The sequence below is a fragment of the Micromonospora parva genome (genome assembly GCF_040649675.1).
GTDB classification, from domain to species: domain Bacteria; phylum Actinomycetota; class Actinomycetes; order Mycobacteriales; family Micromonosporaceae; genus Micromonospora; species Micromonospora parva.
On the sequence record NZ_JBEZFX010000007.1, the window covers coordinates 304,717 to 323,127 of the forward strand.

General features: G+C 69.8%; 19 protein-coding genes, 1 tRNA gene and 1 other RNA gene. 15 read left to right on the forward strand and 6 right to left on the reverse strand.

What is annotated here, in order from left to right; genetic code table 11:
* Positions 1–25: 25 nt before the first annotated feature.
* Entirely contained in the window at positions 26–535 is a 510-nt protein-coding gene (locus AB0C03_RS19685; RefSeq protein WP_357638230.1) for a DUF6912 family protein, read from the forward strand.
* Between the two features lie 166 nt (positions 536–701).
* Here the strand turns inward: AB0C03_RS19685 and AB0C03_RS19690 are convergent, their stop codons facing one another.
* The gene (locus AB0C03_RS19690; protein WP_357638232.1) at positions 702–1,820 is read right to left on the reverse strand and encodes a hypothetical protein; all 1,119 of its coding nucleotides are present in this window, start codon (positions 1,818–1,820) and stop codon (positions 702–704) included.
* A gap of 291 nt (positions 1,821–2,111) precedes the next feature.
* On the opposite strand from AB0C03_RS19690, the gene pruA reads away from it, so the two are divergent.
* The 10 genes from pruA to AB0C03_RS19740 all read left to right on the forward strand — a co-directional run bounded on the left by pruA (position 2,112) and on the right by AB0C03_RS19740 (position 10,937).
* Positions 2,112–3,740, forward strand: coding sequence for an L-glutamate gamma-semialdehyde dehydrogenase (pruA, locus tag AB0C03_RS19695; RefSeq protein WP_357638234.1), 1,629 nt, complete (start codon positions 2,112–2,114; stop codon positions 3,738–3,740).
* 176 nt (positions 3,741–3,916) lie between these two features.
* The gene (locus AB0C03_RS19700; protein ID WP_030331495.1) at positions 3,917–4,432 is read left to right on the forward strand and encodes a PadR family transcriptional regulator; all 516 of its coding nucleotides are present in this window, start codon (positions 3,917–3,919) and stop codon (positions 4,430–4,432) included.
* Between the two features lie 121 nt (positions 4,433–4,553).
* Positions 4,554–5,675 carry a peptide chain release factor 2 gene (gene prfB / locus AB0C03_RS19705; RefSeq protein ID WP_030331493.1) on the forward strand — a complete coding sequence of 374 codons (1,122 nt, stop codon included), beginning with the start codon at positions 4,554–4,556 and terminating at the stop codon, positions 5,673–5,675.
* Between the two features lie 118 nt (positions 5,676–5,793).
* Positions 5,794–6,474 (forward strand): cell division ATP-binding protein FtsE, encoded by a 681-nt coding sequence (gene ftsE / locus AB0C03_RS19710; RefSeq protein WP_030331491.1) that lies wholly within the window; start codon positions 5,794–5,796, stop codon positions 6,472–6,474.
* A 67-nt stretch (positions 6,475–6,541) separates the two neighbouring features.
* Positions 6,542–7,417, forward strand: coding sequence for a permease-like cell division protein FtsX (ftsX, locus tag AB0C03_RS19715; RefSeq protein ID WP_210861586.1), 876 nt, complete (start codon positions 6,542–6,544; stop codon positions 7,415–7,417).
* Positions 7,418–7,562: 145 nt separating this feature from the next.
* Entirely contained in the window at positions 7,563–8,042 is a 480-nt protein-coding gene (gene smpB / locus AB0C03_RS19720) for an SsrA-binding protein SmpB (RefSeq protein WP_357638237.1), read from the forward strand.
* A gap of 104 nt (positions 8,043–8,146) precedes the next feature.
* Positions 8,147–8,522, forward strand: a transfer-messenger RNA (tmRNA) gene (ssrA, locus tag AB0C03_RS19725).
* 70 nt (positions 8,523–8,592) lie between these two features.
* Positions 8,593–9,270 (forward strand): hypothetical protein, encoded by a 678-nt coding sequence (locus AB0C03_RS19730; protein WP_030331485.1) that lies wholly within the window; start codon positions 8,593–8,595, stop codon positions 9,268–9,270.
* A 167-nt stretch (positions 9,271–9,437) separates the two neighbouring features.
* Positions 9,438–9,947 carry a hypothetical protein gene (locus AB0C03_RS19735; protein ID WP_081883810.1) on the forward strand — a complete coding sequence of 170 codons (510 nt, stop codon included), beginning with the start codon at positions 9,438–9,440 and terminating at the stop codon, positions 9,945–9,947.
* A 36-nt stretch (positions 9,948–9,983) separates the two neighbouring features.
* Positions 9,984–10,937 (forward strand): hypothetical protein, encoded by a 954-nt coding sequence (locus tag AB0C03_RS19740; RefSeq protein ID WP_357638239.1) that lies wholly within the window; start codon positions 9,984–9,986, stop codon positions 10,935–10,937.
* 10 nt (positions 10,938–10,947) lie between these two features.
* On the opposite strand, the gene mdlC is transcribed toward AB0C03_RS19740, so the two are convergent.
* Positions 10,948–12,543, reverse strand: a complete 1,596-nt coding sequence (gene mdlC / locus AB0C03_RS19745; protein ID WP_030331480.1) for a benzoylformate decarboxylase — start codon at positions 12,541–12,543, stop codon at positions 10,948–10,950.
* A 322-nt stretch (positions 12,544–12,865) separates the two neighbouring features.
* Here mdlC and AB0C03_RS19750 point away from each other — a divergent pair, with 322 nt between their 5' ends.
* On the forward strand, positions 12,866–13,456 hold the full coding sequence (locus tag AB0C03_RS19750; RefSeq protein ID WP_030331478.1) for a YqgE/AlgH family protein: 591 nt from the start codon (positions 12,866–12,868) through the stop codon (positions 13,454–13,456).
* A gap of 89 nt (positions 13,457–13,545) precedes the next feature.
* Positions 13,546–13,618: transfer RNA gene (locus AB0C03_RS19755), tRNA-Ala, on the forward strand.
* 529 nt (positions 13,619–14,147) lie between these two features.
* Here the strand turns inward: AB0C03_RS19755 and AB0C03_RS19760 are convergent.
* From AB0C03_RS19760 to AB0C03_RS19775, 4 genes are all read right to left on the reverse strand, one after another.
* A complete protein-coding gene (locus tag AB0C03_RS19760; protein WP_210859900.1) occupies positions 14,148–14,408 on the reverse strand; it encodes a YciI family protein in 261 nt (86 codons plus the stop codon).
* Between the two features lie 468 nt (positions 14,409–14,876).
* On the reverse strand, positions 14,877–15,149 hold the full coding sequence (locus AB0C03_RS19765) for a hypothetical protein (RefSeq protein WP_210859898.1): 273 nt from the start codon (positions 15,147–15,149) through the stop codon (positions 14,877–14,879).
* A gap of 712 nt (positions 15,150–15,861) precedes the next feature.
* Positions 15,862–16,206 carry a hypothetical protein gene (locus tag AB0C03_RS19770; RefSeq protein ID WP_156057512.1) on the reverse strand — a complete coding sequence of 115 codons (345 nt, stop codon included), beginning with the start codon at positions 16,204–16,206 and terminating at the stop codon, positions 15,862–15,864.
* Positions 16,207–16,818: 612 nt separating this feature from the next.
* Positions 16,819–16,941 carry a 50S ribosomal protein L36 gene (locus AB0C03_RS19775; protein WP_030331473.1) on the reverse strand — a complete coding sequence of 41 codons (123 nt, stop codon included), beginning with the start codon at positions 16,939–16,941 and terminating at the stop codon, positions 16,819–16,821.
* A gap of 124 nt (positions 16,942–17,065) precedes the next feature.
* Here AB0C03_RS19775 and AB0C03_RS19780 point away from each other — a divergent pair, with 124 nt between their 5' ends.
* Positions 17,066–17,410, forward strand: a complete 345-nt coding sequence (locus AB0C03_RS19780; RefSeq protein ID WP_051708405.1) for an SdpI family protein — start codon at positions 17,066–17,068, stop codon at positions 17,408–17,410.
* 58 nt (positions 17,411–17,468) lie between these two features.
* Positions 17,469–18,389, forward strand: a complete 921-nt coding sequence (locus AB0C03_RS19785) for a lytic polysaccharide monooxygenase auxiliary activity family 9 protein (protein WP_357638243.1) — start codon at positions 17,469–17,471, stop codon at positions 18,387–18,389.
* Positions 18,390–18,411 lie beyond the last annotated feature (22 nt).

An 18,411-nucleotide genomic window follows, 5' to 3' on the forward strand; every position in this document is an offset into this window, starting at 1 on the left:
GGAGGACGACGCGGGGAGACGACCGGTGACCGACGAGCTTGTCCGGGTGTACGTGCCGGCGACCGTACCGATGCTGGCTCGGCTGCGTGAGGCGGGGCTCGCCGCCGACCAGGCGCACGCCGTGACCCCGGCGCTTCGCGAGTGGTACGCGGAGGGCGACGAGGAGGAGTTGGAGTACGTCGCGTTCACCCGGGCTGCGCAGGACGCCCTGCACCTGCTGCGGGCCGACCCGAGCGCGCCCCGCCGTCGCGTCGTCGTCTCGGTCGACCTGCCGTCGGGGGCGATCGGGCGTGGCGACGGTGAGTTGGGCTCCAGCACTGTGGCGTTGACCGGTGCCGTGCCGGTGGGCGCGGTGGCGGCCATCCACGTGGACGGCGCGGACGCGGTCGAGGAGATCGGCGCGGCGGCCGACGTGGTGGCCGAGGCGGCGGCTGGTGACCCCGACGCCCAGTTCACCGTCGACGGCGCCGAGGATCACGAGCTGGAGTGGTACGACGTGACGGAGCTGGACCAACTGCTCCGCGCCGCCACCTGAGCCGACACCGGCCGGGACCGTCGAACACCGCACACCGGCCGGGACCGCCTGACGTCGAACGCCGGCCGGGACCGCCGGACACCGGCCGGGACCCGTCGGACACCGGCCGGGAACCGCCGGACACCGGCCGGGACCGTCTGGCGCCGGACACCGGCCCGACGCCGGGTCAACGAGCCGGGTCCGCCTTTGCCGGGTCCGCGTCGACCGCCTGAGCGTCGTCGGAGGTCTCGGTCGGGTCCGCGTCGTACGCCTTGGCGTAGCCCGGCTTGTCGTCCTCGGGGTCGGCCTGGTCCGGGACCGGGCTTGGGCTGTCGGCTGGTTCGTCGTCGTCGGTGTGGGCGGGGCTGAGCGTGCGGCCGAACGCGATGAGCGCGGTCAGCGCCCCCACGAACAGCACCCAGATGCCGTTGTCCACCCGGGAGGTGCCGAGTGAGGTCTGCGCCACCGCGTCCGCCTCACTGAGCGCGCTGGCGAGGTCGAGCAGCGACCGGCCGCCGACCCGGATGATCACCTCGGCGAGCAGCAGGAGGAGCCCCGGCCCGGCGCCGGCGAGCAGGTACGCGGGCCAGCGCAGCGCCGGGGCGTCGGGATCGCGGCGGACGGCTCGACGTCGTGCCCAGGTCAGGTAGCCGAAGGCCAGGAGGCCGGCCAGGAGCCCGGCGACGAGCGATTCGGTGCGGGACACCCACTTGGCCGCGCTGATCAACGATTCCTGGCTGTCGCCGGCGCCGAAGAGGTCGAACAGCGGGTCGCGGGCGCGGCTGAACGCGACCACGAAGATCAGGGTGCCCAGCGCGGCGGTGACCACGGCACCGATCGCCGGGGCGGTTCGCGCGGCGGCCAGCGCGCCCCCGATGATCGCCGCTGCCGCGGTCGTGCCGGCGATCACGTTGGTGGTGGACGTGTCGAAGTAGGTGAGGTTGATGGCCACCGCGGCGGCGAGCCCGACCAGCATTCCGCCGCCGATCGCGCCGGCGAAGCGCAGGGTGGCCCAGTCGCCGTACCGGCGGGCCAGCAGGTTGCCACCGGCCAGCGCGACGGCGGCCCCGGCCACCAGCGCGGCCGAGATCACGCCGGGTAGGGCGAACGCGGAGAGGCTGATCGCGGTGACGCCGGCCGCCGCCGAGGTGATGGCCTCCCGGGTGGACCAGAGCATGGCGGCCAGCCAGCCGAGCGCCAGCAGCGCGAGCACAGTGGCGCCGGGGGCGGGCAGCGGCCGAGTGCCCGCGTTGACCGCCGGCTCGTCCGACTCGGCGGCCGGGGGGCGGCCGGGCTGCTTGGTCATCGTCTCCCCTTCGAGGCGGCAGGTCACCGACCATTCAGGGTACGCGGGCCCGCTGGGCTGCCTGTCGCCCCGGGACAGCAGGATGGATCGAGACCAGTCGGTAAGGGGAGGAGGGGTGCTGCGGTCCTTGGCGCAGGGCGGTGGCCGAGGTGGGTCGCGCGGCCCGTCGTGGGAGAATCACGGGAGGTCCCGCCGCTGCCCGGCCTCTCGTGTGGCGTCCGGTGTCCGGCCGTCCGGTCGGTGCCCGCGGGTCCGGTTTCGCCACTGCTGTCGAGATCGCCAGGAGCCCTGATGGATGCCGTGTTCTCCGTACCCGAGCCGCGCAACGAGCCGGTTCGCAACTACGAGCCGGGCAGCCCCGACCGGGACCGGCTCCAGCGGCGGCTGACCGAGCTCGCCGCCGAGCGCATCGACCTGCCGATGACCATCGGCGGTGAGCAGCGGATGGCCGGCGGCGACCCGATCAACGTGGTGCAGCCGCACAAGCACGCCCACGTGTTGGGTGTGACAGCGCACGCCAACCACGATGACGCCCGCGCCGCCGTGCAGGCGGCAAAGGATGCCGCGCCGATGTGGCGGGCGCTGCCCTTCGAGGAGCGCGCCGCGATCTTCCTGCGCGCCGCCGAGCTGCTCGCCGGTCCCTGGCGTGACACCCTCAACGCCGCCACCATGCTCGGCCAGTCGAAGACCGCGATCCAGGCGGAGATCGACGCGGCCTGCGAGTTCATCGACTTCCTGCGGTTCAACGTGCACTTCGCGCGTCGCCTGATGGAGGAGCAGCCGGCGTCCTCGCCCGGCGTCTGGAACCGCTTCGACCACCGCCCGCTGGAGGGCTTCGTCTACGCGGTCACCCCGTTCAACTTCACCGCCATCGCCGGCAATCTGCCGTCGGCGCCAGCCCTGCTGGGCAACACGGTGGTCTGGAAGCCGGGCCCGACCCAGCAGTTCGCCGCGCACTTCACCATGCGGCTGTTCGAGGCGGCCGGCCTGCCGCCCGGTGTGATCAACATGGTCACCGGCCGGGGCGAGGAGGTCTCCGATGTGGTGCTCGCCGACCCGGATCTGGCCGGCATCCACTTCACCGGCTCGACGAAGGTCTTCCAGCAGTTGTGGCGGACCGTGGGCGACAACATCGCCCGTTACCGGGGCTACCCGCGCCTGGTCGGTGAGACCGGCGGTAAGGACTTCGTCGTCGCGCACACCAGCGCCGACGTGGACGCTCTGCACACCGCGCTGATCCGCGGCGCGTACGAGTACCAGGGCCAGAAGTGCTCGGCGGCGTCGCGGGCGTACGTGCCGCGCTCGATCTGGGAGGGTGGGCTGCGGGACCGCCTGGCCGCCACCGCCGACTCGCTGACCTACGGTGACGTGGTCGACTTCAGCAACTTCGGCGGCGCCGTGATCGACGACAAGGCGTTCGCCCGGCACACCGCCGCGCTGGAACTGATCGCCGGTGACGACAGCTGCCGGGTGCTGGCCGGTGGCACCGCCGACGACTCGGTCGGCTACTTCGTGCGCCCGACGCTCTTCGAGTGCGGCGACGCCGCCCACGAGACCTTCACGACCGAGTACTTCGGGCCGATCCTGGGCGTGCACGTGTTCGACGACGCCCGGTTCGACGAGGTGGTGGCGCAGGCCGAGTCGATCGCCCCGTACGCGCTGACCGGCTCGGTGTTCGCCACCGACCGGCGGGTCGTCGAGTCGGTCGGCGAGCGCATGCGCTACGCGGCCGGCAACTTCTACATCAACGACAAGCCGACCGGCGCGGTGGTCGGGCAGCAGCCCTTCGGTGGCGCCCGCGCCAGCGGCACCAACGACAAGGCCGGCTCCTGGCTGAACCTGGTCCGCTGGGTCTCCCCGCGAACGATCAAGGAGACCTTCGTGCCGCCGACCGACCACACGTACCCCCACATGGGCTGACCGGCGACGACCCGCCGGCGGCGTGCGTGAGCGCCGCCGGCGGACGCCCGGAACGGCCAATCCATCGATAGTCCTCAACGGACAGTCTGCCGCCGACAGTGCACTTAGGAAGTCCTGTTGGGTGGCAAACCGGCAAATCCTGGACGCCGCGTGCGCAAAGTGGCAGCGTAGTGGGCATGGCGGATTCCGGAGTCAACCCTACGGCGGCGGCCCTGCTCGGCCTCCTCCACGAGGGCCCGATGACAGGCGGTCAGTTGATGGCCGCCGCTGAGCGCCGTCTGGCGCCGTACTGGTCGATGACCCGCAGTCAGGTGTACCGCGAGTTGCCGGTGCTGGCTGAGCGGGGTTTTGTGCGGCTCGGCAAGCCGGGGCCGCGGATGAGCCAGCCGTACGCGCTGACCGCCAGCGGAAAACGGACGTTTTCCCGCTGGCTCGCGGAGAACCCGGGGCGGGACACCATCCGCAACCCGATAGCGCTGCGGATGGCCTTCGGCAACCTGCACTCCGCCAGCCAGCTGAAGAGCCTGTACGCCTCGGCCAACGAATACCACACCGAGGCCCTCGCCCAGGTGCGGGAGCAGGTGAAGAACGCCAAACGGGACGGCGAGACGTACGACGCCAGCGCGCTGGAGTTCGCGGTCGCCTACCACCGGGCTGCCCTCTCGTGGCTGAAGTCCGCCCCCGTCGGGTGACGATCGGCTGGTTCGCGCACCGGCAACGGGCTGCCGTGAGCCCGGGGGCGCACCCCCGATTTGACGCTGCTCCGCGGGGCTCGCAAGCTCACCCCTCGCCCGCGCAGTACGCTTGTCTGTCGTGACCGCTGCCGATTACGCCGAACAGCTCAAGGAACTCGACGCGACCCTGCGAAACATCGAGGCCGTCCTCAACCTCGACCGGCTCCACGAGGACAAGGCCCGCCTTGAGCAGGAGGCGTCCGCCCCCGACCTGTGGGACGACCAGGCCAAGGCCCAGCAGGTGACCTCGCAGCTGTCGTACGTCAACGGCGAGATCAGCAAGCTGGGCAGCCTGCGCTCCCAGCTCGACGACGCCCAGGTGCTGCTGGAGCTGGCCGAGGCCGAGTCCGACCCGGGCGTGTTGACCGAGGTCGAGTCGGAGATCACCGGGTTGACCAAGGCCATCCAGGAGATGGAGGTCCGCACCCTGCTCTCCGGCGAGTACGACTCCCGGGAGGCACTCGTCGCCATCCGGGCCGGCGCCGGTGGTGTGGACGCCGCGGACTTCGCCGAGATGCTGCTGCGGATGTACCTGCGCTGGGCGGAGCGGCACGGCTACCCGACCGAGGTCTACGAGACCTCGTACGCCGAGGAGGCGGGTCTGAAGTCGGCCACCTTCGCGGTCAAGGTGCCGTACGCGTACGGCACGCTCAGTGTCGAGTCGGGCACGCACCGGCTGGTCCGGATCAGCCCGTTCGACAACCAGGGGCGTCGGCAGACCAGCTTCGCGGGGGTCGAGGTCCTGCCGGTCACCGAGCAGACCGACCACATCGACATCCCGGAGAACGAGGTACGCGTCGACGTCTACCGCTCCTCCGGCCCGGGTGGGCAGAGCGTCAACACCACCGACTCGGCGGTGCGGCTGACGCACATCCCGACCGGCATCGTGGTGACCTGCCAGAACGAGAAGTCCCAGCTGCAGAACAAGGCCTCCGCGCTGCGGGTGCTCCAGGCTCGGCTGCTGGAGCGCAAGCGCCAGGAGGAGCAGGCCAAGCTCGAAGGGCTCAAGGAGAACGCGGCGGGCTCGTGGGGTGACCAGATGCGCTCGTACGTCCTGCACCCCTATCAGATGGTGAAGGATCTCCGAACTGAGCAGGAGACCGGCAATCCGAGCGCGGTCTTCGACGGCGAGTTGGACGGTTTCATCGAGGCGGGCATCCGTTGGCGTAAGCAGCGACAGCTCGCTAACGACGGTGCGTAACGGCGCGCGGGCGGAGCGCGTCGTCGATCTCCAGGTAGGAGCCTGATTCGACGACTCGTGCCGGATCGGCGGGGCGTGGGGCTTGGCTCAGTTGTTACACCGCGTAGACTCACCACCCGTGATTCAGCTTGAGCAAGTGACGAAGACGTACCCGAAGGCGTCCCGGCCTTCGCTCGACAACGTGTCCGTCTCGATCGAGAAGGGCGAGTTCGTCTTCTTCATCGGTCCATCCGGCTCCGGCAAGTCCACGATCATCAAGATGCTGCTGCACGAGGTGGCCCCCAACAAGGGGCGCGTCGTCGTGAACGGCAAGGACGTCACGTCGATGCGGTCCTGGAAGCGACCCCACTTCCGGCGCTCGATCGGCTGTGTCTTCCAGGACTTCCGGCTGCTGCCGAACCGCACCGCCTACGAGAACGTGGCGTTCGCTCTCGAGGTGATCGGCAAGACGAAGGCGGTTGCCCGCCGCGTCGTGCCGGAGGTGCTGGAGCTGGTCGGGCTCGGTGGCAAGGAGCACCGCTACCCGCACGAGCTCTCCGGTGGTGAGCAGCAGCGGGTCGCCGTCGCCCGGGCGTTCGTGAACCGTCCGCTGATCCTTCTCGCGGACGAGCCCACCGGAAACCTGGACCCGGACACCTCGATCGAGATCATGCGTCTGCTGGACCGGATCAATCGCACCGGCACGACCGTCGTGATGGTCACCCACGACTCCAACATCGTGAACCAGATGCGCCGCCGCGTCGTTGAGATTGAGAGCGGTCGCATCGTGCGTGACCAGGCCCGCGGCGTCTACGGGTGAGCCGGCGCTCCACCCCTGCGCAGCCTGACGACGAACACCTCATGCCGGAGACCCGGAGGAAATCCCGATGCGCGTGAAATACGTCCTGTCCGAGGTACTGGTCGGACTGTGGCGCAACGTGACCATGTCCATCGCGATGATCATCACGATGGCGGTCTCGCTGACCATGCTCGGCGCCAGCGGTCTCATGTACCGCCAGGTCGACGACATGAAGGACCTCTACTACAAGAACATCCAGGTCTCGATCTTCATGGAGCAGGAGGTCACCGAGCAGCAGCGCACCGACCTGCAGATTAAGCTCGACGGCGACCCCCTGGTCAAGGAGGTCATCTACGTCGACAAGGCCCAGGCGTACGAGCGCTTCAAGTCGATGTACCAGGACGCGCCGGACCTGGTGAACGCGGTCAAGCCGGACCAGCTGCCCGAGTCGTTCCGGCTCACACTGAACAACCCGGAGCAGTACAAGAGCGTCTACGACCAGTACAAGGACACTGAGGGTGTCGAGGAGATCGTCGACCAGAGTCGACTGCTCGACAAGATCTTCAATATCCTCACCTCGATCCAGAACATCGCCCTGGCCGCCGCCATCGTGATGGCGATCGCCGCCCTGCTGCTCGTCGCGAACACCATTCAGGTGGCCGCGTACAGCAAGCGGCGTGAGGTGGCGGTCATGAAGCTGGTCGGCGCGTCCAACTGGTTCATCCAGGCGCCGTTCGTGCTGGAGGCCGTGGTGGCCGGCCTGATCGGTTCACTGCTCGGTCTGGTGGCCCTGGTCGCGGCGAAGTATCTGCTCTTCGACGGGTCGTTGAGCGCGTTGCAGGGTCTGCTCTCGCCGATCACCTGGGGTGACATCCTGTTCATCTTCCCGGTGATGGCCGGCGTCGGTGGTCTGGTCAGCGCCGCCACCGCCTGGATCACCCTGCGCTTCTACCTGCGGGTCTAGGCACCGTACGGTCGTCCCGTGGTCTTCCGAGGACCCTCCCGCAGCCGGAAATAAACGGCGCGGGAGGGTCCTTCCACTCGGGTAGCATGATCGGTTGTCCGGCCGGGGTGAACCGGCCGCGGACGAGGGAGAGGAGGTGGCACCGATGCCACGGGAAAAGGGGCGCAAGGTGGTCGCCTCCAACAAGAAGGCGCGCCACGACTACGGGATCCTCGACACGTACGAGGCGGGCATGGCGCTGACCGGCACCGAGGTCAAGTCGCTGCGGGCCGGGCGGGCGTCGCTCGTCGACGCGTTCGCGCAGGAACGTGACGGCGAGTTGTACCTGCACGCGATGCACATTCCGGAGTACACCCAGGGCACCTGGACCAACCATGAGCCCCGGCGTACCCGCAAACTGCTGCTCAACCGGGGCGAGATCGACAAGCTCGTCGGCAAGACCCGCGAGGGTGGTTTCACCATCGTCCCGTTGCAGGTCTACTTCTCGGACGGCTGGGCCAAGGTCGAGATCGCGCTGGCCAAGGGTAAGAAGTCGTACGACAAGCGTCAGGACCTCGCCAAGCGCGACGCGGACCGGGAGATCGCCCGGGTGTCGGGTCGACGAGGCAAGGGAATGGACGACTAGTTCATCCTGTTTGTCCGGGTCGGTACGTCGGCCCGGGGCTCGGGATGAAAGCTGTTGCGCCAGGCGTTAGTCTTGTCAGTGCCGCCACATCGGCGGCCTGTCGAGGGGGTGACTGGTTTCGACTTCGTACGCAGCGACAGGGGAAGCGAGCCGAGGAAGCCGACGTCGTCTCGAGAATCGGTCGTCGGAAACTTATAAGCGCCAAGCAAAATCGCGCTGACTTCGCTCTCGCCGCCTGAGGCGAGTAGCTAAGTCTGTCGGCCTGGGAACGCCTTCGTCCCAGTAGCCGGCATCAGCTAGGAGGCTGGCCAATCGGACCCGGTCGCGGGGTCCGTGCGGCGAGATTAATCAGCGACTGGGCCCGTCACACCAACTTGCTCGCGTGAGCGGTGGGGCCGAGTAGAGGCACAGCGAGCTGCGCTCGGAGAAGCCCTGACAAACCGGCGAAGGACCCGGGTTCGATTCCCGGCACCTCCACCACCTCGAACGAAGCGCCCCGGCCACCGGCCGGGGCGCTTCGTTGTGTCGACGGGGTCTTACGCTGCCCCCTGTGACCAACCGAGAGCTGCGCCTGTCGGTCGGCGCGTCACCCGGCCAGCGGGTCGTGGCGGTGGTCGCCGGCGTCCTCGTCGCCGCCATCGGCGCGGCGTTCGTGGTGCTGCCCCTCGTCGCCGACGGGCTGCTGCGCCGGCTGACCGGACCGGGTGACGCGTTCGCCTCCTATGAGGAGGCTCGCGACCTGCCGCCGGGGCTGCTGCCACCGGGGCTACGGGACTCCGCTGACCCGAACCAGTCCGGTCCCAGCCCGCTCATCGGCCTGTGTGGTCTGCCCTTCGTGCTGCTCGGCCTCTACCTCGTGTTACGGGTGCTCCGAACGGCCGTCTGGTTGGACGGCAGCCGGGCGCGGGTACGCGGGGCGCTGCGCACCCGCACCGTCGACCTCGCCACCGCCAGGATCGAGGCGGGCGGGACGTCGTACCGCAAGGCGGGCGACGTCGACCCGGCCGGCGGGCCGCAGATGCGGGCCATTCTCGCCACCGACCCGGCCGGTACGCGAGGGGTCACCATCCCACTGCGCGGCATGGGGCTGCCCAGCCTGCCGCCGACAGAGCTGCGGGCGCTGGCCGAGGCGATGACGGCGGGCCGAGGGGGCGACGGGCGGGACGACGACACCCGTGCGGTGGCCGACCACCTGCGCCGCCTGGCGGAGCGCCGCTGGACCGACTGAGGCTGATACGTCCAGGCGGCTCGTGAGGGCTGCGGACGCGGTACTGCTGCGGCTGGTGGGGTCAGTGGGTTTGACGCGGCAGATGAGGCGATCCGGGGCCCTGGACAGGGCGGGTCGGGCAGGCTCACCATCGCGGTATGGGGTAGCAGCGCCGCGCGGGAGGTGCCATGGTCACCGGTCCGATCCAGCAGCCGTCACTCGTCGCCCGACCGCGCGTCGCGCATCAGGTGGGGCGTCCCGCCGATCCACCTCCCCTCGGTCTACCCGGCGAGCCGCGCCCCGCCGGCCTCGCCGGTGACGTGCACGCCCTCGGCCGGGCCGTCGCGGTCGCCAGCACCGCGCCGCGCTGGCGCGAAGCTGTTCTTCTTCGACTGCGTCCGGTGCGCCAGGGTTTCGCCGAGCACGTCCGGGCCACCGAGGGCCCCAGCGGCCTCTACCGGGAGTTGCTCACCCAGTCGCCGCGACTGGACCACGGCGTGCGGCTGCTGACCCGGGAGCACGCGGCGATCGTCGCCGCGATCCTGGCGGCGCAGCAGATCGCCGAGCGGCCCGAGGCGCACCCCGACGAGCTGCGGCACCGGGTCGGGCACCTGCTGCGGAAATTGGCCCGGCATCGGCGGCGCGGCGCCGACCTGCTCTGGGAGGCGTACCAGACGGACCTGGGCGGCGAGACCTGAGGGAACCGGCCGGTCGGCGGGCGCGTCGAACCGCACATGCGTCGACTCGCAGTGCTGCTCGTACTCCCATTGGTGCTCACGGCGGGCTGCGCCGCGACCGACACCGGTCCGGCCGACGCCCCACCCAGCCCGGCGCGCGACGCCGAGGCGTTCGACCAGCGGGCCGCTCAGGTCGCCGAGGCGTGGCGGCCGGGCCCCGACTGGCGCACCGCCTACGTGCCATTGGAGGGGCCGACACTGCTCACCGGCGACCCGGGCTTCACCCCCGACACCGAGGCGGCCTTCCGGGCCGGGTGGTACCGCGCGCAGGTGGCGATACCGCCTACCCGGGTCGGTGGCGAGATCCGGTTCCCGGACGGACGGCTGACGCTGCCGTTGATCAGCGCCGCCGAGGCGTACCGGCAGCTCGACACGGGTGACCCGCTGCCCTGCCCGGGACGGCCGAAGCAGCCCGGTCGGCCCACCCCCGGCGGCCCCACCGTCGAACCAGGGCCGGACGGGTGGGTGACGAGCAGCACGCGGACCGCCTGTCTCCCGCTCACCGTCACCGCTGTCACGTTCGACACCGTGCCGGTCCGCACGAGCCGCGGTGTGGCGCAGGTCCCGGCCTGGCTGTTCACCATCGAGGAGCTGACCGCCCGGGTGGCCCGGCTCGCCGTGGCGCCCACCGCGGTCACCAGGGTTCCCGAGCCCACCGCGCCGGCCCGCCCCCTGCCGGACGGGTTGGTGGCGGCCCAGGACCTGGCGGCCGTCGACGACACCCGGCTGACAGTGCGGCTCGGCGTCGGCGCGTGCGACACCGGGATCACCCCGCTGGTGTGGGAACGGCCGGACGTCGTGGTGGTCGGTGGCCGCGTCACCCGGGCCACCGGCGAATGCATCGCACTGCTGAAACTGGAGCCGGTCACCGTCACCCTCGCGACGCCGCTGGGCGCCCGGCCGGTGCTGGATGTCCACACCGGCGCCCCACTGTCGATCGCATCGCGCTGAACGACCCGGTTCAGAGGATGCTGGGCACGTCCGTGCTGATCGGCACCGGCACAACCGTGGGACGGTCGGCGCCCAGCCCGGCGGTGAGCGCCGCGCCGAGCTGATCGGGGGTCTCCACCACCTCCGTGGCGCAGCCGTAGCCGGCCGCGATCGCGACGATGTCCAGACCCGGCAGGTCCAGGCCGGGCACCCCGGGAGTGTGCTTCAGCTCGGCGAACGCCTTGAGGATGGCGTACTGCTGGTTGACCGGGACGACGACCACCACGGGCAGTGCCAGGCGCGCGGCCGTCCACAGCGCCTGCACCGAGTAGTGGAACGAGCCGTCGCCGACCACCGCCACCACCGGGCGACCGCGCCCGGTGTCCCGCTCGGCCAGGGCGACGCCGATTGCCGCCGGCAGCCCGTAGCCGAGGCCGCCGCTGGCCATGGTGAAGTACGACGCCGGGCGGGTGATCCGCAGCTGACGGCGCAGTGCGGACAGGTTGGACGGTGACTCCTGCACCAGCACGGCGTCGGTCGGCCAGTGCGCGGCCAGCGCGGCGAACAGGGCGTCGGCGCTCAGTGGGGTGCCGACCTCGGGCGGTGGTGGTGTGTCCCGTCGTGCGGGCGCCGGCCGGTCACTCGGCGGCACCCGTTCGACCAGCGCGTCCAGGGCCAGCCCCGGGTCACTGAGCAGACTGTCACCGACCGGGGCTCGGGCGGCCTCGTCCGGGTCGTCAGTGACGTGCAGCAGGCGGGCGCCGTCGGGCAGGTGCCCGCCCGGCACGTACGGGTAGTAGCGGAAGACCGGGGCGCCGACGACCAGCACCGTGTCGTGTCCGCGCAGCGCCTCGGCGAGGGGACCGATCGCGTACGGCAGCACGCCACGGAAGTGCGGGTGGTCCTCGGGGAAGACGGCTCGCTCGGTGGCGGGGGCCGACCAGACCGGCGCGGCGAGCCGTTCCGCCAGCGCCACCGCGGCCGACCAACTCGCCGAGCGGTCCACCCCCGGCCCGTACACGAGCGCCGGGTTGCGGCTGCCGGCCAGCACCGTGACGAACTCCGCCAACCGCTGCGGGTCCGGTGCGAACCGGGTGGCCACCGTTCGCGGCGCGGGCGGCGGGTCGGCTGGCTGGGCCCAGTCGTCCATCGGTAGGGAGAGGAAGACCGGCCCGGCCGGTGGCTGCACCGCGGTCGCGTACGCCCGCAGCATGGCCGCCGGGATGTCCTGCGCCCGCGCCGGCTCGTAGGCCCACTTCACGTACGGCTGCGGGAGTTCGGTGGGCCGGCGGTTGGCCAGCCGGGGTTCGAGGAGCAGCATCTCCCGGGTCTGTTGGCCGGCGGTGACGATGAGTGGGGTCTTGTTGTGCCAGGCGGTGACCAGGTTGCCCATGCCGTTGCCGGTGCCGGGGGCGGTGTGCAGGTTGACGTGGGCGGGCACTCCGGCGGCCTGGGCGTAGCCGTCGGCCATCGCCACGGCCGTCGCCTCGTGCAGCGCGTGGACGTAGTGGAAGTCGGCCGGGAAGTCCTGGAGGAATGGCTCCTCGGTGGAGCCCGGGTTGCCGAAGACGGTGGTCAGGCCGAGGGTGCGGAGCACGTCGTACGTCGCGTCCCGGACAGTTGCCATCGCCACCCGCCTCCGTGTCGCGGGCAGGGACAACCGTGATCGCCCTCCCGATCAGCCGAATCTATCGGGATGTGACGGACCTTTCGGGCTTTTCTCAGCGGTCGGTGCTCCGGAACGGTCGATCACCGGGAGGTCTGCCAACCGGTGCATCGGCCCTTCGTCTCAACTGTCTGATCACCCGCCGGTCAGACCTTAGCCAGCGCCCAGCACGCAAGCTATGGTGCCAGGCATGGCGTTGACAGCGCGGCGGAACCCGATGCGCCGGGCGGATCCGGTCGAGGACCGGCCCCCGGGCCGGGCTCACGGTTGACGGGTGTGTGGCATGCAGGGAGAGGGCCAGGCGATCGGCGGACGAGCGATGGAGTCGATGACCGGGCGGCTGCTGGTCGCGACTCCGGCGCTCAAGGACCCCAACTTCGACCGTACGGTGGTGCTGCTCGTCGCCCACGAGCCGGGCGGCGCGCTCGGCGTGGTGCTGAACCGGGCCACCGAGGTGCCGGTAGCCGACGTGCTCGGTGACTGGAGTGACCTGGCCCGCCACCCGGCGGTGCTCTTCGAGGGTGGCCCGGTGCAGCCCGACTCGGCGATCTGCCTCGCCCGGATGCGCCACCCGATGCGTCGGCTGAAGGGCTTCCACCAGGTGTCCGGGGCGGTCGGCACGATCGACCTCTCGGTCGACCCGGAGCGGTTGCGGGAGAGCATCGGTGGCATCCGGGTCTTCGCCGGCTACTCCGGCTGGGGCAGCGGCCAGTTGGAGCAGGAGATCGCCGACGGGTCCTGGTTCGTGCTGGACGGGCTGCCCGGGGACGCCTTCGTCGACCGGCCCGACGACCTGTGGCCGATGGTGCTGCGCCGGCAGGGCGGGATGATGGCCGCCGTCGCGCACTTCCCGCCGGACGTGGCGCTCAACTGACCCGGCTGTGGCGGGGGACCCCGCGAGATGACCATGCGAGCGGGTCTGTGTATAGTTTCCCAGTGCCCGGGCGACCGGGACAACAGCAAGGGGCCGTGGCGCAGCTGGTAGCGCACCACACTGGCAGTGTGGGGGTCAGGGGTTCGAGTCCCCTCGGCTCCACCCTTGAGAAACGCCCTGGCCGGGATGATCCGGTCAGGGCGTTCACTGTTTTGAGCCCTGCCGTCGTAAGCGCCGTGCTCACCCCTTCGCCAGTGGTCGGTAATACCCAGAGGGCTGGGGATTTGCGATGACACCACCTGATGCGTCAGGAGGTGGCGTTTGCTGGCCGGAGCGTTCATTCGATGATCTACGCATCACTCGAATGGCTTGTTGCATCCACCACCAGAGCATCTGCGGCCGTCGGGACATCTACCGCAGTCCCGGAGTGCGGCCACCGCGACCCTGAGATCTACCGTGCATTGGTACGCGGCGCACCGCCGGGTTGAACGCCCGTTCCATCGGACCGGGATCCTGTTGACGGTCGTGTGCCCGCTGCCGGTCATCCTCGGCGCTCCTGGTGCTCGCCGTGCTGGTCGTGTCCTACCTGCTGTAACTGGGGTTGGCAACCGTGCTGCGCGCGCCGTGGACGACCAGTCGTGAATCGGGCCGGTCACCAGAGACAGCGGTAGGCGGGCTTCGTCGCCTTTGGCTACCGGACGATCGGTGACCACTCCCGCTGGCTGGCGATCGTCACCCCGGGGGTGCGGTAATAGGGGTCCGCGGCGACGATCGCGGCAAACGCCTCGGCGTCTGGGACGTCAAAGACCAGGAGTGCTCCGGAGTCGTCGGCGAGCGGCCCGGCCATGACCAGCTGGCCCTCCTGATGCAGGGCCTGGAGACGCTCCCGGTGCGCCGGTCGAGCGGCGAGCCGGTCGGGTTCGTCGCCGAAGGACAGCTCCAAGATGAACACCGGGTCCTCCTCGTCGGGGCGATCTCTCGAAGCATCTTAGTCAATCCGCATCGTCACCACCGTCTGGTCGCGGGCGCCCCTAGCGGTGGTCAGGGATCGACGATCCCGATTGCCGCGCACGCCTGATGCTCCAATTCGTCGAGGTCGTAAGAGTCGGGGCGTCCGGTCGAGGCCGAGTTCGGTGTGCACGATGCTAGCGACGAGACGGAGCCGGCCCAACGGCCGCCAGCGCCGCCGCGCAGCGGGCGTGGAACCGCTTCCGGGATCACACCGTCGGGTACGGCTACAAGCTCTGGCGACCGCGGAAGTGCCCCGGTGATCCCCGCCGTCCGGGAGGCACCGGCTATCTGCACGATGAACTCGCCACCGCCGGCCCGGCCATCTGGGTCACCGAGGTGGTTGCTTACAACCGGCCGGTTGCTGGGCGGCTACCAGCAGGTCGCCGCCCAGCAACCGGGGCGCTGTGACCTACGAGCCGACGTCCTGCGGCACCGCGGCCGAGCCGATGAGGAATGCGCCCACCCGCAGCGTCGGGAAGACCAGCCAGTCGGTGGCGGCCAGCGCCCCGATGCCGAACAGGACGACGCCGTGTGCCGCGTTGCCGGTGGCCATGATCCAGCACAACGAGGTGCGGGCCGCCCAGGTGCGGATGAGCAGGCAGAACGCCAGCACCGGCGCGAACTGGGCCAGTCCAAACCTTACCTGCGTGCCACTGAGGACGAGCAGTGTCGCGACTAGCACGGGGAGGGCGAACGCGGTGATCTGGTGCGCTGACTGGGCATGTCGCCCCACCGAAGGGCACGGCAGGACGGTTCCCGCACCGACGGGCGCGGTGCTGCGGTCGGGTGCCGGGGTCGAAGACCGTCGGAACGTGGTCGGTCAGCAGATCGCTGCAACCGACCGGAAGGTCCCCCGACGCTTTACCCGGTCGAGTTCGTCCATGATCTCGGGGGGGGGGGGGGGGGGTGACCGCCCGCGCGAGGATGCTGCGTGACTCGAGCGCGCGGGGGCCTTCAGTTGCGGGTTAGCAGGTCAGTCGAAGACTAAACCAATCTGCTAACCCGCAACTGTCGCAACTTCTCTTGACGCCTAGATGGAGCGGCAGTCGATCGCGAACGGTGAGAATCCAGATCGGCCTTGGTTGTTGCTGCCGCCCAATTGCAAGTGCGACGCTCTGTACCTCTCAATTGCGCGAAGTTAAGAGATTCGCGAGGCGCGGAACAATGCCCCATCATCACTAATGATAACAGCGTGGCGGTTGGCGCCCCAAGTAATCGATTAGGGAAACTGAAATGCTTATTGAGGCGAGATGCCAGAGCAGTGAAGGTCGCTGACCGTGATCCAGAGCCGACTATAAGCTTTCAGCGGAGTCGGCACTTTGAATATTAGAATAATCCAATTGCCTCGGCCCCTCTTCAAAGCAGCGATGACGAACCATCATTGCTTCGAATATCTAGGCTTGTTGCACCCCACTGCATCCTACGTTCCTCTCGCACACGTAGTACCAATCGACCCCGACGCTAAAGCCGGCGCTCCCGCCGCCAGCACTACTCCCGTTCGGGTCGCCGACCGTGCGAGAGGTGCCATCGTTCAGCCAGAAGTAGCCGTACACGCCGTTGCCGTCCGCCTCTTTATCATAAACTTCCACGAAGGTGTGACCCGACGATACTGTTGCCACGTCAGAGCCGTGGTAGGCCGCAGTGAAGTGGGCATGGGCTGGTGATCCCCATGCACCCAGCATCAAGGTGGCGCCAATAGCGGAGGCCAAGGCGAGCCGGAGATTCTTAGGGATGTTCATATGCTCCTTCTTTCGATCGAAGATCGTTAAAGGTGAAGGCTACCTTGCAAGCTCTCTTCCGTCAATATCTATTGTTGCTTTCGAGATCGATGTCCAACGTAGTCGACGCGACGCTCATCAGGCGGTCGCGGGGTACCAGCGACCGCCTGATGAGCGTCAGGTTTCCTATAGCGCCGAGAGTTTGAACATCTAACTCACGTGCTACTACAGGGCATCACATTAGCGGCTCCACGCGTTTGAGGCTGCCCCGACAGCACGATGGGAGGAGTGGGTTCCGCGCACCGAGGGTGCGGCCGACGGGGCTGGGCGGGCACGCTGGCCGTATCCCGGCCGCGAAGGCGACCTGGGTCATTATGGTCGGCAACCTCACTGTCGGCGCCGGCGCGACGGTGACCATCGCACGCCCTTGGCGGTGTCGCAAGGCTGGGTGATTTCAGGAGTGCAGCGATCGCCGGCCGCCTGCGACCCGCCCGGCAGACCCCGCCGATGCCGATGTCGTCACTTCGAATCAGTTCCAGTCAAGCGCAGGTGAACTCACCGAGCATGACCAAACGCCCTGACCGATGATCCGGTCAGGGCGCTCTTTGATTGCTACGTCCGTTAAGGGCTGGATTAGCCCTGGCGGCTCTTCCACTGCGGGTTGGCGCGGTTCACCACGACCGTCCGGCCGCGACGGCGGACCACCACCGAACCTGGCTTCTGCTTCAGCGCACGCAACGAGCTACGTACCTTCATCTCTGCCTCCTCGGTGCAAGCGGTTCCGAGTATCGAAACGCCACGCCCACCCCGGGGATTCCCGCCCTCTACGCTGATGGCTGGCGATGCGTGGGGAGGTGCCAGAGTGTGGCCCGGGGCCTTTGTGACCGTGGTCTACGCGTTCCTCGGTTGGCTCGTGGCGTTCACCGCCCGGGCCGCGCTGCAACCGACGGTGAACAGAAACCGCAGCCCCGGTGTACGGACGCCGGCGACGATGCGTTCGGCGGAGCACTGGCACGCGGCGCACCAACGGGTCGCCCGCCCTCTGCGCCGCACCGGCATCCTGCTGGCGGCCGTCTCACCGCTGCCGATTGTGCTCGGGGCGGTCTTCGGTGATCCGCCGGTGATCGCGGCAGTGCTGGTGCTCGCCCTGCTCGTCGTGCCCTACCTGCTCTACCTGGCCTACCTCGCCGATCGCGCCGCAGGGTCCGTCGACGGGAAACGGTGACCGGAGCCGTCGAACCTTTGCCCCGCGCCGGCCGTACCAGTGGGCGGAGGTCATCCTCATGCCCGTACGCCGGCTCCTCGCCACGGTGCTGGTCGCTGCCGCGACAGTGCCCCTGGCCGCCACGCCCGCCGCCGCCCACGGTGCCCCGACCGACCCGATCAGTCGCGCGGCGGCCTGCGGCCCCGAGGGCCGGTACGCGGCCACCAGCGCCTGCCGGGCGGCGATCGAGGCCGGCGCGGCGGTGCGCGAATGGGACAACGTACGCGTCGCCGCGATCAACGGGCGAGACCGGGAACGGATCCCGGACGGTGAGTTGTGCAGCGGCGGACTGTCCGCGTACCGAGGGTTGGACCTGCCCCGCACCGACTGGCCGAGCACCGAACTGACCGCCGGAGCGAAGTTCACCTTCCGGTACCGGACCACCATCGAGCACCGGGGCACCTTCCGGCTCTACGTCACCACACCCGACTACGACCCGCGCAAGAAGCTCACCTGGGCGGATCTGGAGTCGCGCCCGTTTCTGACCCGGACCGACCCGCCGGTGCGGGCCGGGGCGTACCAGTTGGCGGGTCGGCTGCCGGCAGGCCGCAGCGGCCGACACCTGATCTACACGATCTGGCAGAACTCCAACACCCCGGACACCTACTACTCCTGCTCGGACGTGGTGTTCCGGGGTGCCAAGGCCGCCGCCGCCCCGTCGAAGGCCGCCGCGAAGAAGAGCGCGCCGGCGGCGCCGCGTACCGCTGCCAGTGGACCGGCCGCCGCCGAGTCCGCGGTGGCGGCGGCGGCCGACCCGGGCGTGCCGGTGGCGTCGGTGACCAACCTCGGCCGCCGGTGGCCGATGCTGGCCGGTGCCGCCGCCGTGCTGGTCCTGGCGTTGCTGATCGGCGCCGGACGGCGTCGCCGCAGCGCCGCAGCACCTGTGGGCCGGCAGTGCGAGGTACGCAACCACCGGGCCGGGCGGCGTCGGATCTGGTGACCCGACCCGCCCGAAGCTCGGC

Bases quoted from the DNA above. Each gene is read 5' to 3' on its own strand.
- AB0C03_RS19700 (WP_030331495.1), top strand. From the start codon at position 3,917: ATGGCGGATTCCGGAGTCAACCCTACGGCGGCGGCCCTGCTCGGCCTC.
- smpB (WP_357638237.1), top strand. From the start codon at position 7,563: ATGCCACGGGAAAAGGGGCGCAAGGTGGTCGCCTCCAACAAGAAGGCG.
- AB0C03_RS19750 (WP_030331478.1), top strand. From the start codon at position 12,866: ATGCAGGGAGAGGGCCAGGCGATCGGCGGACGAGCGATGGAGTCGATG.
- AB0C03_RS19785 (WP_357638243.1), top strand. From the start codon at position 17,469: ATGCCCGTACGCCGGCTCCTCGCCACGGTGCTGGTCGCTGCCGCGACA.
- AB0C03_RS19690 (WP_357638232.1), bottom strand. From the start codon at position 1,820: ATGACCAAGCAGCCCGGCCGCCCCCCGGCCGCCGAGTCGGACGAGCCG.
- mdlC (WP_030331480.1), bottom strand. From the start codon at position 12,543: ATGGCAACTGTCCGGGACGCGACGTACGACGTGCTCCGCACCCTCGGC.
- AB0C03_RS19775 (WP_030331473.1), bottom strand. From the start codon at position 16,941: ATGAAGGTACGTAGCTCGTTGCGTGCGCTGAAGCAGAAGCCAGGTTCG.
- ftsX (WP_210861586.1), top strand. From the start codon at position 6,542: ATGCGCGTGAAATACGTCCTGTCCGAGGTACTGGTCGGACTGTGGCGC.
- AB0C03_RS19740 (WP_357638239.1), top strand. From the start codon at position 9,984: ATGCGTCGACTCGCAGTGCTGCTCGTACTCCCATTGGTGCTCACGGCG.
- pruA (WP_357638234.1), top strand. From the start codon at position 2,112: ATGGATGCCGTGTTCTCCGTACCCGAGCCGCGCAACGAGCCGGTTCGC.
- AB0C03_RS19735 (WP_081883810.1), top strand. From the start codon at position 9,438: ATGGTCACCGGTCCGATCCAGCAGCCGTCACTCGTCGCCCGACCGCGC.
- AB0C03_RS19770 (WP_156057512.1), bottom strand. From the start codon at position 16,206: ATGAACATCCCTAAGAATCTCCGGCTCGCCTTGGCCTCCGCTATTGGC.